Origin of the sequence: Bifidobacterium sp. ESL0790 (assembly GCF_029395435.1) — a bacterium.
In the GTDB taxonomy this organism is placed as follows: domain Bacteria; phylum Actinomycetota; class Actinomycetes; order Actinomycetales; family Bifidobacteriaceae; genus Bifidobacterium.
In genome coordinates this window covers 2,148,765-2,162,117 of sequence record NZ_CP113915.1, presented here as the reverse complement: position 1 = coordinate 2,162,117, position 13,353 = coordinate 2,148,765, and the positions used below count along the sequence as shown (strand labels likewise).

Below are 13,353 nucleotides of genomic sequence, written 5' to 3'. Positions count from 1 at the left end.
CCAGTCTGTTTCGGCGTGGTGGTGGCTTGCAACGGTTGTGGTGGCTAAATCGCGGCAAGCCGTTTCATCAGGTGCTCGGTTATGCGCTGCGCTCGCGTTGGACGAGCGTTCCAATCTGTCCACTCCAGTCCCGAACTGGATGAATCTGCGTGCCGACAGCAAGTTAGCGTACTGATATATCCAGCCCAAAGGGCAGCTGGATACATCAGTACGTTGTGGCCGAGTGAGCGTGCGGATGTATCCAGTTGGTGTGGTGGGTTTAGTGGCGTTGGCGTTTGCGTTGGGCGTAGGCGCCGGTGGTGGCGGCGAGTACCGCGATGGCGGCGAAGGTGATGACGCCGTCAGCTTGCCAGTGGTGGCCGGTGAGGGGGAGCTTGTTGACGGTGGGTGGGGTGAGCTTGATGGTGATGTCGGCGTGGTTGGCCTTGTTCTCGACGCCGGCCGGGTGGTCGGGGTCGGTGCCGTCGCCGTCGGCGTTGTCGTAGACGGTGATGGTGGCCTGGCCGCTCAGGGTCTGGCTGGCGGGCACGTCGACGGCGAAGTAGCCGTTCGGGCCGCTGACAATACTGCCGGGGTCGATGGTGGGCAGCGGGTCCCCGTCGTTGTCGGCACCGGATTTGGTGCCGTCGGGCCAGGTGACGACGATCCGGTCGCCGGCCTCGATGGCTCGCGCGGTCTGGGTGGAGGAGTGGCCGCTGGTCCAGGTCACGCCGGTGACGCTGGCCCTGGAGCCGGGCGTGGCGCCGCTGGGCGCGTCGATCCTGACCTGCTCGGCCCCGGGCGCGACTGTGTCGACGGTGAGCCTCTTGCGCCCGGATTCGCCGCTGGTGGTGTTGTCGGCCTGGGTGAGCTTGGACGTGAACCAGACGTTCGTGCCGTTGCCGATGGTGTCGGCGGGGTAGGGGTTGGTGGCGTTGGTGTAGTCGGCGGTCCACGTGCCGTCCTCGGGCGCGCTGGCGGTCAGGCCGGTGACGGTCGCGCTGTCCGCGCTGGTGCCCGGGCTTCCGCCCGAGGCGGCCGCGTAGGGTGTGGCGGTGTACTTGTCGCCGGTGAGGGTGCCGCCGGGCATGCCGCCTCCGACGGTGAGGCTCCCGTCGGCGTGCGGGGTGGCCTTGCTGACCCCGGGCGGGACGAGCGGGCTCCACACGGGCGCGAGCGTGTTGCCCGGCACCGCGTAGGGGACGGTGCTCCCGGGCTTGTACTTGCCGTTGTCGCCGTTCTTCCACCCGGTAAGCCTGTAGCCTTCCTTGCTGGCCGACGGGCACATCACCGTGGTCGGCACCGCCTCACCGTTCGAGCAGGCGTCCACGTAGTGCGTGTTGATTAGGTAGATCCATTCCGGGTTGGGGAAGCGACCGGGGGTCATGTTGCCGTATTCGGCGCCGCGCAGATACGCGGTCCCGTCAAGGTTTTTGTAGACCGGATCGTATTCCCATTCGGGGTGGTTGGTGTCCAGCCTGTGGTGGAGGGGCGAGGAAAAGGCGTAGTCGGTGCCGCTCCAGCATGATCCCTGATCACAGACGGATGTGAACCTGGATTGTCTGTGCATGCTGAAGTCGATGTCCGGGCCGAGTTTGACGCGGTAGAGCTTGGGACAGAACTCGATCATCTGCGAATTGTTTGGCATGTGGTGGCCGTCGTCATCAATCATGTCGTCGTGGCTGCCAAGACTAGCCGTGCTCCATCCCGAGATGTCTAGGGACTCCAAGGATGTGCAGCTCTGGAATATGAAGCGCATATCGGTGACGTTGCTGGTATCCCATGTGGAGAGATTAAGGGTGCGCCCGTTGGGTGTAGGGTGCGTTTCGCCAGGCAGGTCTGGTTCGCCTACCAGGGCTGCATCCCCCTGGAACATAGATGCCATGTTTGTGACGCGCGAGGTGTTCCAGGAGCTAATGCCGGCGATTGTCGGCAGTTTATCGAGGTTCTGGAACAGGCCTGCCATGTTGGTGACCTGCGAGGTATCCCAGCCGGTCAGGTCGAGGCTGGTGAGGTTGGCGCAGCTGTTGAACATGCCGGTGATGTTGATGATCAGTCCTGTCTTCCACCCGCTGAGGTCGAGATTGGTGAGTTTGGTGCATCCGTTGAACATGTTGGCCATGCTGGTGAGTGTGTCTGTGGTGCCTCTGGTCCAGTCGTTGATGCCCGTGATTTCGCTGAGATTGGCGCATCCGTTGAACATGTTGGCGGTGGTGGTGGCGCTAACGATGCTCCAGCCGGTGGTGTCAAGGGTGGTCAGTGCGGCGTCCCCGTCGAACATGTTGCTCAAGTCGGTGACCAACCCAGTTTTCCATCCACTGAGATTGAGAGCTGTGGTGAGTTTGGCGCATCCGTTAAACATGCTGGCTATGCTGGTGAGTGTGTCTGTGGTGCCTCTGGTCCAGTCGTTGATGCCGATAATATTGGTGAGGTTGGCGTCCCCGTCGAACATGTGGCTCATGTCTTGGGCCTTGTCCGTTTCCCATCCGCTGAGGTCGATGGTGGTGAGTTTGGAGCACGCCTTGAACAGATTGGCCATAGTGGTGAGCTTCGCTTCCATGCCCCAGGTCCAAGCGGCGGTACCGGTGACCGTCTCTAGCTTCGGGTCGTTCCAGAACAGCGAGCTCACGTCCTGCGCCTGCGAGGCGTCCATGTGCGTCACGTCGGCCGAGACCAGGTTGGGTAGGTTGGCGAACAGGTAGCGTCCTCCGGTGGGCGACAGCGCAGCTCCCGAATCGGTTATCAGTTTGGTGATGTTGCTGTCCCCGCTCCAAGGTACTTGGGTGGCGGCATCGGTGCCCGTATGGTCGGGGATTGTGCCACTCTTAAGTTCGAGCACGCAACTGTAACCAGCGTCGGCGGCGTGTTTGTTCCAAGTGTATCCGACCCACTGGTGGTCGCCTTGGTCTGTGCAATATATAAACTTGTTGCAGCCATAAAACATAGGCCCCCCGAGCGTGGTGTTCGTTCCAGGCGCGATATGCAATCCGGGAGCGCCGGTTGTTCGTAATTCAGAACAGCCATAAAACATGCCGCCCATAGTGTTGGCGCGGTTTGTGTTCCAATTGCTGAGATCGAGTCCCACTAATTTCGAGCAGCCATAAAACATCTGGTAGAAATCGGTCACCGCCGATGTATCAAGGTTGCCGACATCGGCGGTTCTGAGGTTCATTAATTTGTAGAACATAGCGCTACAATCCCCTGATGCTCGCACCCCAGGGTCTACGAGGAGTCTGGTGACTTCCCCATCATTGATCCATGGTGGTATGCGTCCCGGTGTGATTCCGCTTACCAGTTCGAGCACGCAGTTGTCCCCGTCAACGTGCTTGTTCCAATGCAGGGCGTACCAAGTCCTGTCCCCAGTCTCGGTGCAGGTGACTGACTGCGGGCCGACCAGAGGCTGCGACCTAGTCAATGGTGATAATCCGGAGGGAAGGGACGACTGGCCTTGCGGAAAAGTGGGGTTTTGCTGGGAGGTGCCGGCAGGGTTCTGTGAGAGCGATTCTCCTGCGTCAGACTGGGGTGAGGACGCTGGGTTTTCGGACGTGTCTGTTACAACGCGTTTTTGGGTCAGGCCCGCGGGGGGGGGTAGATTTCGGTGCTATTTTGGTCCGCACCCGCCAAAGGCGACGCTACCGCAAGCGATACCACGGCGGCAAGTGCCGTGAAAGCGCAAACCACGCGATTGCGTCCAGCCATGACAAATACCGTTTCCCTTCAATAATTTCTGTACTAAAAACTAGCAACAACAGGTCAAATTGTAACATTAAGTATGACTAAACTCACGAAAAATTCAAAAAGGTATGACAAATATTATCTATAATCCGATAACTCCGGGAAGTTGGGGCTCCTCCAGATCCCAATCACGAACGGATAGAACCGTTGGTTCCGGCGTTCTTCGTCCCGCAACTGAGCCGATACGCCGACACCGGGCTGCGGCACTTCGTCCCAGTGTCTAGTCCATTCCAATTTTTGGGTCGGCATGCTCGCCCGTCACTATCATCGACATTTTTATGTCGATGACGAAGATAAATGTCGAAGATAAATGTCGATGACGCAGAGCGCCGTTTGAAGCGTTTTCTGGCGCGAGCGTTGTTTTCTGTTCGCCCACTTCCGAATTGAGCAGCTCCTAACGCTGGCGGCACTGTAGGCCTGCGAAACGACCTTGCCCTCGCGTCCACATGGTGAGACGATCGCGGGTGCTAGCGTGGTTAGTCTCCTATGGTAACGAACTACACGAGCAAACGGCTCGCGAGAACTTGATGAGTGCCGAGAGGAGGTCGCCACGATGTACGGATTGATGAATGGTTATGTTGTATCTGTCGTATCAGCTGTCGCTGCACGAATTATTAGCCCGTCTTCGTTGGCGGTCTGAATTCTAGCATTCAGTTTGAGCCCCGCCAATGAAGGCAGGGCAGCTAAGCGAAACGTTTACCAAACGAAGTAAACGAAGCAAGCGAAGATATCAGAAATATCAGTGTTATAGCTTTCTGAGCCCTGCAATCAAAAGCGGGGCTTATTTATTACCGAACTCCACAAAATGGCAGCAGCGGTGATGTTCAGGTTCACGCACGAGGATTCCCGGCGAATCTCGTATGGCCGATTGTCCGATAACCAAATAATCAAATAACTGAAACAACAGAAGACGAAGCGATACGGAGAGTATCGGAGGAGAGCATCATGACATCAGTCGACGAAACGACTGCGAAAGGCGGCGACGCGGCGGCGAGCAGATCGACCGCGGCAACCGACGCGACCACGGCGAACGCCACAGATGTGGCCACCGTGCGCAAGGAGAAACTTCAGGACATGGCCCACGACTCGGTCGGCACGGTCATCGCCGCGTCGATGGTCGGCACGGCCATTGAGTTCTATGACTTCTACGCCTATGGCACCGCCTCGGCGAACTACTTCCCGAAGATCTTCTTCTCCGACAAGACCAACCCGACCGTCGCGCTGCTCGTCAGCCTCCTGACCTTCGCCATCGCGTTCATCGCCCGCCCGCTTGGCTCGCTGATCTTCGGCCATTTCGGCGACAAGATGGGCCGCAAGACCACGCTGGTCGTCAGCCTGATGACCATGGGCCTCTCCACCTTCCTCATCGGCTGCCTGCCGACGTATAGCCAGTGGGGCCTGCTCGCGGTCGCGGTGCTCTGCCTCTGCCGCTTCATCCAGGGCATCGGGCTGGGCGGCGAATGGTCCGGCGCGGCGCTGGTCGCCACGGAAAACGCCCCGGCCAACAAGCGCGCGCTCTACGGCTCGTTCCCCGAGCTCGGCGCACCGATCGGCTTCTTCCTCTCCAACGGCACCTACTTCCTGCTCGAATCCTTCTGCAGCGACCAGCAGATGCTCGCCTGGGGCTGGCGCGTGCCGTTCCTACTCTCCATCGTGCTCGTCGTGGTCGGCCTCGTCGTCCGCGTCCAGATGGAGGAGACCCCGATCTTCCGTCTCGCCCAGGAGCAGAAAAAGACCGTCAAGTCCCCGCTCAAGGAAGTCTTCCGCACCAGCTGGCGTCAGGTCCTGCAGGCCACGTTCATCGTCGCGGTCACCTACACGCTCTTCTATACGTTGGCCACCTGGTCGCTCGCTTGGGGCACCAAGACCAAGGCGGAAGGCGGCGGTGGCCTCGGCTTCACCAACCAGGAGTACCTCTTGATGCTCATGGCCGCCATCTGCGTCTTCGCGCTGTTCATCGTGCTCTCGTGCGTCTACGCCGACAGGCTCGGCCGTCGCCGCGTGCTGATGTTCTCCGCCATCGCGCTGGTCGTGTTCTCGTTCGTCTTCCCGTACCTGCTGATGGGTCACCGCAACTTCGTGGAGATCATGGTCTTCCTGTGCGTCGGCTTCGCCCTGATGGGCATCGCGTTCGGCCCCGTCGGCGCGATCCTGCCCGAGCTCTTCAGCGCCAACGTCCGCTACTCCGGCTCCGGCCTGGGCTATAACCTCGCCGCCATCGTCGGCGCGGCCTTCGTCCCGACCGTCGCCACCTGGCTCTCGTCCCACTGGGGCGTGCGGTCCGTCGGTCTCTACATGGCCGTGATGGCCGTGTGCTGCCTGGTCGCCCTGCTCACCTGCAAAGAGACCAAGGACACCGACTTCACCGCCTGACGCGCGGTGGGCTGGTGGCCGGTTCTCGGCACCCGCTTCGGCTTGGTGCCGAAATCACCTTTATAACTGAAAATCCATAACTGAACATAGTCAAATGAACACTTGGAAACTGGCTCGGTTCGGGCGAATCGAGTCCCTGAAAAATAGCTAGAAAATAGCTGTTCGCGTATTGGACGGCGTCGCTGCTGCGGCTGTGACGCGCGTTACAATTGGCAGCTAACAGGGACAAAATCCCCATTCGATCAAGAGCCAGTTTCTAGGCCGTGGCAGGCAGATTGCCGTTGCGCGGCAAAATAATAATGAATTATGCAAGGAGTGCATATTATGGCAGCACAAATCTGGTACGAGGACGACGCTGATCTCTCTGTTCTCAATGGCAAGAAGGTCTGCATCATCGGTTACGGCTCGCAAGGTCACGCTCACGCGCTGAACCTGCGCGACTCCGGTGTGGATGTCGTCGTCGGCCTGCGGCCTACCTCCAAGTCCGTCGAATACGCCAAGGAGCAGGGCCTGGAAGTCAAGCCTGTCGCCGACGCGGTCAAGGAATCGGACATCGTTATGTTCCTGGCTCCCGATCAGTACCAAGGTCAGATCTACAAGGACGAGGTTGAGCCCAACCTCAAGCCCGACGCGGCGCTCGCCTTCGCGCACGGCTTCAACATTCGTTACGGTTACATCAAGCCGGGCAAGGGCCACATGACCTTCATGGTCGCGCCGAAGGGCCCGGGCCACATCGTCCGTCGTGAGTACGTCGCCGGCCGTGGTGTGCCGGTGGTCGTTGCCTGCGAGAACGACGACAAGGGCGACGGCTGGGATATCACCCTGGCCTACGCGAAGGCTCTGGGCGCCCTGCGCGCCGGCGCCATCAAGACCACCTTCAAGGAAGAGACCGAGACCGACCTCTTCGGTGAGCAGGACGTGCTCATGGGCGGCGTCAACCACCTGGTCGAGACCGGTTTCGAGGTCCTCACCGATGCCGGCTACCAGCCGGAGATCGCCTACTTCGAGGTCTGCCACGAGCTGAAGATGCTCGTCGACCTGATGAACGAGGGCGGCCTGAACAAGGCTCGCTGGTCCTGCTCCGACACCGCTCAGTACGGCGACTTCACCTCCACGGTGATTGACGAGCATACCCGCCACAACATGGAGCATCAGCTCCAGCGCATTCAGGACGGCTCCTTCGCCAAGGAGTTCATGGACGACCAGGCCAAGGGCGCCCCGCACTTCAAGGAGCTGCAGCAGAAGTACAGCCACGAGCGCATCGAGACCGTCGGCCCGAAGCTGCGTTCGATGTTCTCCTGGCTCAAGGGCAAGTCGGCCGACGCCGACGAGAACGAGTCCTTCAACGGCGACATCGCCCGTACGCAGGTTCAGAAGTGAGCTTGCTTTAGGCTCGCTGTGAGTCGCTAACGCGCTGAGCTTGCGAAAGCGCTACGGCACCAAGTGTTAAGAGGTTGCCACCCGGTTCAATCGGGTGGCAACCTTTTTTATGTTTTCCGTCTTGTATCTCGTGCTCTGTGCGTGTTTGCTGGTGCGTATCGCCACGGATCTGCCGCAGCGCAAGCCCCGTAGCCTGCTTATGCCAGCTCCTGCCCCGTCGTCTATCAAGTTGCGCCATTTTTGTGCCGCTGAGCGTTGGTGAGTGGCTTGTTTCTGGCGCGAATCGGTCGTTGTGCCATAAATGGGCCGCTGAGTGTCGGTGGGTGGCTTGTTTCTGGCGCAGATTACTGGTTGTGCTGGAAATGGGCCGTTAAGTGTTGATGAGTGGCTTGTTTTGGGCATTGGTCGGCGATTTTGTAAGGGATAGGCTGTTGGCCGACGTCTCCCTCTCCCTGTTCCGTCGTGGCTTCCGATAGGCTTCGTAGCAGTATGAATATATGCAATATCAAGCATAAAAATACTGTAAATATCCAGAAAATAAGGTAATTTCGTTTCGGTGATGGCGCTGAAACGTCGTTGGGCGTGCTGTAGATCCCGTTTTTGTTTCGTTTGGTGGATGATGCGTTGCGCCCTGTAATGTCGGGGATTGTGACGCGCATTACAATGCGTCTGCTACGTCAAACAGCAGCGCCAGTGTGATTCAGGTCTAATTATCGAATGATAAGTAAGTATCACATCGTAATTAGCATGTAATACAGTCAAACGTTGACGGTGCAAAGGCGCGTCATTCTGCGCAAAACCCGAATTCGCGATGAGGCAATCATGCGATATGCTTCTTAGACATTTCATAAAGGAGTGCATAAAAAGGAAATATACAACGCAGTTTCACGGGTCACCTTGTCTCTGCTTTAAGGATGAGAACCATGAGAAACCAAGCCAAATTCCCCAAGCGCATCAACTACGCAAAGCGGCGTGCCAGCGCCCTCACCCGAGAGCGGGTGAAGAACGCGATCCTGCTCCTGGCCATGTTCCTGCTCGTGGCGACCGCCGTTTTCGCCACGTTCAAGGCGATGACCACGGTGACGATTGTGACCGATAACCCCGGCACCATCTCCGCGGTCTACCTGGAGCCTGAAGAGGACGTCCAGGACGCCGACGGCGCGTATCCCGCGATGCTCCTCACCGCCCCAGCCGATGGCGTCGCCCAGCACGCGGCCCTCAGCGCCTGACGAGTGCGGTTCGGCGTGACGGTCCAGGCTCCTCATCGCAACTTTTGAGCCGGTGACGCGGTGGGCGGGTAATCTCGATGTTTACGTTCTTCGGCATTACCTGCTCACCGCGGCGCGTGACGATCGATACTTGACGATCGATTTTCGTTTCTTTCCGGCGTCTCGACCAAACCGGGGCCTAAAGCTCCAGCAGCCAGTCGAGCAAGTTGACCTGTTTGATGCCGTTGTGGTCGCCGTTGCCGATGCGATCCAAGGTCAGCAGCGTTTTGGGGTGATTGTCGTCGATGCCTTGCAGAGGTGCGAGTTCGCGGGCCAGCGTCGCGTTGTCGAGCACGGTTTGCGAGACTTGGAAGTAGTGCACCCCTTCGGCGTCGGTGGCGCAGAAATCGATCTCCTTGTTGCCGACCTTGCCGATGGAGACGGTGCGGTAGCGGCGCAGCAGCTCAAGGTAGACCACGTTTTCGATGCGATGGCCGGTGTCGCCGCCCGACTTGCCGAGGAACCAGAACCTGAAGCCGGGGTCGCCCAAGTAGTATTTCTCAAGCGTTTTCATATAGGCTTTGCCTTTGATGTTGTACCTGCCGGCGCTGAAGAGCAGGTAGTTTTCGCAAAGCGCGGCTATATATTCGCGGACGGTGTTGGGGGAGATGCCGTTATGCTCCTGTTTCATCGTGTCCGCGATGCCCTTGACCGAGGTGATATTGCCGACGTTGTCCGCCAGGAACGCGGCGACTTCGTTGAAAGCGGGCATGTCGATTTTCGGGTGCCGCACCGCAATGTCTTTCACCAGGATCGTGTTGAACACGCCTCCGAGGTAGTCGGCGATGCTCTGCTCGTCGTCGAGGTACGTGGTATAAGGCAGGCCGCCGTAGGTGAGATAGCGTTCGAACGACTGATCGGCGGTATCGGATTCCGGCCGCGTGGTGCGGTATTCGGCGAACGAAAGCGGGAACATGGTCAGTTCCACGTATCGCCCGGTGAGTAGCGTCGCGAGTTCGCTGGAGAGTAGCTTCGCGTTCGAGCCGGTGATATAGATGTCTGTGTCTTTGTGGATGTATAGCGCGTCGATGGCCTTCTCGAAATGCTCGACATGCTGGATTTCGTCCAGGAAGATGTAGTTTTGGCCTGGTTGCAGGCGTTCGACGATATAGTCGTAAAGCGGTTTGGCTTCGGTTGGGTAGGCCTCTTCGAGGCTTTCGAAATTGATGGCGATGATATTCTCGGGGCTTACGCCGTTCTTGGCTAGGCGCTCGCGGAAGATCTCGAGTATTTTCGACTTGCCGCTGCGGCGCATTCCGGTGACCACTTTGATGGGTTCCTTGTCGCGCCAGCGTTCCAGCCAGTCCAAGTAATAAGGACGATCGATCATCGTTCAGCCCCCCGTCGTGCCTCTGCTTCCAAACCTGTCAGTCTATTGACAACTTTAGCAGAAAATCGAAAGTTCTGTCAGTCAACTGACAAAACTTTGCACTTGAGCGTAAAAGTGTCAATAGACTGACAGAATTATCGTTCACTTGGCTTATGCGCGGTTCTGTTCGCGCAACACCTCGGGGCGAGCGGAGGAGACGTCCATGTCGGCCAGCTTGACGATGTGGGTGTGGCGCGTGAACTTGAAGCCGAAGTAGAGGATGGCGACGAGGATGACGCTGAAATAGGTCATCAGCAGCTCGCCCCAGTTGCCCGAGGCGAAGGCCGGAATATCCTGACCGCAGATCACGACCGCGCAGATCACCAGCGCGAGCACCGGCCCGAGCGGGAAGAGCTTGGCGTGGTACTTGAGCTCCGAGAGCTTGTGACCCTGCAGCTTGAACGCGCGGCGGAAACGCAGGTGGCTCAGCGCGATGCCCATCCACGAGATGAAGCCGGTGAGGCCGGTTGCGGTGACGAGCCACATGTAGAATTTCGGGCCGAAAATGCTGCTTGAGAACGCCAGCGCCTCGATGCACAGCGTGGTGATCAGCGCCGCCAGCGGCACCCCGCGCTTGGTGGTCTTGCCGAGGAATTTCGGGGCGTAACCATCCTTCGCCATGCCGTATAGCATGCGGCTTGAGGCGTAGGCGCCGGTGTTGACGGCGGACAAGATCGAGGTCAGCACCACGGCGTTCATAATGCTTGCGGCACCGGCCAATCCCGCCTTTTCGAAGACGATGGTGAACGGCGACATCGCGATGTTGGTGTCGGAGGCACCGAGCAGGTTCGGGTCGGTGTAGGGAATGATGGCCGCGATGACGAAAATGGACAAGAGATAGAAGAGCACGATGCGCCAGAAGACGTTGTTGATGGCCTTCGGCACCGCCTGGCTCGGGTTCTCGGATTCGCCGGCGGTAACACCCACCACCTCGGTGCCCTGGAACGAGTAGCCGGCGATGAGGAAGACGCCCATGATCGCGGGCAGGCCGCCGATGAACGGGCCGCCTTTATAGGTGAAGTTCTTGAAGCCGATGGCGGGCTGGAACATGATGCCGCAGATCATCAACAGGCCGATGACAATGAAGACGATGATGGTGACGACCTTGATGAGCGCCAGCCAGAACTCGGTCTCGCCGAACGCGGAGACCACGAAGGCGTTGAGGCAGAAGATGATGACGAGCATCGTCAGGCTCCACACCCAGCCCGGCGATTTCGGGAACCAGTACTGCATCAAAAGCGCGGCGGTGGAGATGTCGGTGGCTCCGGAGATCGCCCAGTTGAGCCAGTAATCCCAGCCCATCGCGAAGCCCAGCGCGGGGTCGATGTACTTGGAGCTATACACCGCGAACGAGCCGGAGACGGGCATGTTGGTGGCGAGCTCGCCGAGGCTGGTCATCAAAAAGTAGACCATGATGCCCATGGCCGCGTAGGCCACGAGACCGCCGCCGGGGCCGGCCTGCGCGATGGTGCCGCCGGAGGTCATGAAGAGGCCGGTGCCGATGCACCCGCCGAGCGCGATCATGGAGATATGGCGGGTTTTGAGCTTGCGGACGACGTGGTTGCCGCGGTTGCCGTTGCCGTGTTGGTTGCTGGTGGTCGCGTTGCCCGCGTTGCCTGCGTTGGCCGTGCCGCCTCTGTTGCTTGCGTTATTCGCGTTGCTGCCCGCCGCTGTTGGCGTGGCGATGCTTGATGTGCCTGTTGTTGTGCCCGACTGGCTGGTCATGTGGCGCTCCTCTTTCACGGGATTCCCTGCTCGTGTTGCGGCCGACGCCGCGCTTGACGCGCCACGAAGGCCTATATGCGGTTATTCGTTTTGCCGAGAACATCTACAGAGTGAATCGGCTAACCACGTGTTGGGCGGAGAAACTGAGAACGCCTGAAAATTTCCTTGACGTGTCGAAAGTGTAAGACGCCGCCGCGATTTTCAGCCGCCGTGTGTCACGATATGGCGAACCACGGGTCACAAAAGTGGCCGATACAAAATGCAAAACGTTGAAATTCCGCCATTGTGGCTTCGCTATCTGTCACTTTTGTAACCCGAATCTCACGAGAGACTCCCGATGGGCGCTTATTGCCACAGCCGCATCTCTTTCCAATCTTCCGAAAACCCCATTTGAGTGATTGGAATATTCGGGTATTGGTTCATAAGCCTGATGAATTTTTGTTGCCATTCAGTGTCGCCAATTTGTTTCAGCAGATAATTCTCCATCGTCAGAAAAGCCGCCGGTCCGGTCGTGTCGCGTAGGAAGTCCCAGTCATTGCCCCACCATGTTTTTGCGTGTGAGCCACTTCTGTGCTTGGGAAAAGTAAAAGTGAGGTTAGGGGTATCCCAAAATCGTTCGTGGTGAGCCACCATATTTCTGGCTCGGCGTAGGGCTTCCAGCCAGCTTGACAAGATTTTGGCGTTTCCGTTGAATTGAGGGTTTGAATTTGGGGTAACTATGTGGAGTTTCGTGGCGAGATGGCGCTGTATCTCGAAGGATGCTCCTGAGAAGAAGTACTGTTTTAATTCGCCGTAAGTAAGGCATCCGACGAGCATCCAATACGGAGGTAATGGATTGCTATAGGTCTCTTTGAAATGCTTGATATAAGGAGCGTTGGATTTCGAATACCTAACTTTTAGTTTTTGTTGGCAGTCGATCCAGTCGTAATAGGTTAAATTTGGCAAGCCGGCGGGATTCATGTAGCCAAACGGGCCGGTTGCTTTTGATAGTTCGGTTGCCAAATAGCTTTTCAAAAAAATTTCGATAGGCACGATGCCACTAAAAACGAGTACGCGCAGTTCTTGGTCGAAGTGATATCTCTCTAAGATTTCTTTGAAATCCGTATCCTTGATAAAAGGAAGAATATGCTTTGCTTGATTGGTGCTATCGGGAGTAAGGAAAGGATACCAATATCCTTTCAACCGATAGTAGCCTATTTGCGATAGGCTCTGGTTCAGAGATTCCTTCGTGACGCCTTGCAGGTTGCCGTCAATGAGTCTCGTCGCCAGCTCCGAGGTGGCTTTAGCGCTGTGCTCAGGATAGGGGATGAGTACGGTATCTTCTGGCATGGCGCTCCTTTGGGCATGAAAGTGCCACCCTAGTGTGCATCGTGGAGAGGCAATGGTGGCTTTTAACGATTACCAGTTTACACGGTAGCCGGGAAGGGCGAAACCGGGGGATTGGTTTATCTCAGATAATGAACAATTGAGCGTATATGATAGCTGCGGAGAAAAACGGATTGCCCGGGTTACAAAAGTGGTCGA

7 protein-coding genes are annotated in these 13,353 nt (G+C 57.9%); 3 read left to right on the top strand and 4 right to left on the bottom strand.

What is annotated here, in order from left to right; all coding sequences use genetic code 11:
- Positions 1–259: 259 nt before the first annotated feature.
- Positions 260–3,151 (bottom strand): BspA family leucine-rich repeat surface protein, encoded by a 2,892-nt coding sequence (locus OZY47_RS08205; RefSeq protein ID WP_277177881.1) that lies wholly within the window; start codon positions 3,149–3,151, stop codon positions 260–262.
- Positions 3,152–4,788: 1,637 nt separating this feature from the next.
- Between OZY47_RS08205 and OZY47_RS08200 the strand changes: the two genes are divergently transcribed.
- From OZY47_RS08200 to OZY47_RS08190, 3 genes are all read left to right on the top strand, one after another.
- Positions 4,789–6,087, top strand: a complete 1,299-nt coding sequence (locus OZY47_RS08200) for an MFS transporter (protein ID WP_277179248.1) — start codon at positions 4,789–4,791, stop codon at positions 6,085–6,087.
- Between the two features lie 324 nt (positions 6,088–6,411).
- Entirely contained in the window at positions 6,412–7,467 is a 1,056-nt protein-coding gene (ilvC, locus tag OZY47_RS08195; RefSeq protein WP_277177880.1) for a ketol-acid reductoisomerase, read from the top strand.
- A gap of 923 nt (positions 7,468–8,390) precedes the next feature.
- The gene (locus OZY47_RS08190; RefSeq protein WP_277177879.1) at positions 8,391–8,696 is read left to right on the top strand and encodes a hypothetical protein; all 306 of its coding nucleotides are present in this window, start codon (positions 8,391–8,393) and stop codon (positions 8,694–8,696) included.
- Positions 8,697–8,874: 178 nt separating this feature from the next.
- Here OZY47_RS08190 and OZY47_RS08185 read toward each other — a convergent pair whose 3' ends face one another.
- The 3 genes from OZY47_RS08185 to OZY47_RS08175 all read right to left on the bottom strand — a co-directional run bounded on the left by OZY47_RS08185 (position 8,875) and on the right by OZY47_RS08175 (position 13,158).
- On the bottom strand, positions 8,875–10,065 hold the full coding sequence (locus OZY47_RS08185) for an ATP-binding protein (RefSeq protein ID WP_277177878.1): 1,191 nt from the start codon (positions 10,063–10,065) through the stop codon (positions 8,875–8,877).
- Positions 10,066–10,215: 150 nt separating this feature from the next.
- Positions 10,216–11,829 (bottom strand): amino acid permease, encoded by a 1,614-nt coding sequence (locus tag OZY47_RS08180; protein WP_277177877.1) that lies wholly within the window; start codon positions 11,827–11,829, stop codon positions 10,216–10,218.
- A gap of 345 nt (positions 11,830–12,174) precedes the next feature.
- Positions 12,175–13,158: an Abi family protein gene (locus OZY47_RS08175; RefSeq protein WP_277177876.1), complete on the bottom strand. Its 984-nt coding sequence runs from the start codon at positions 13,156–13,158 to the stop codon at positions 12,175–12,177.
- Positions 13,159–13,353: the final 195 nt, after the last annotated feature.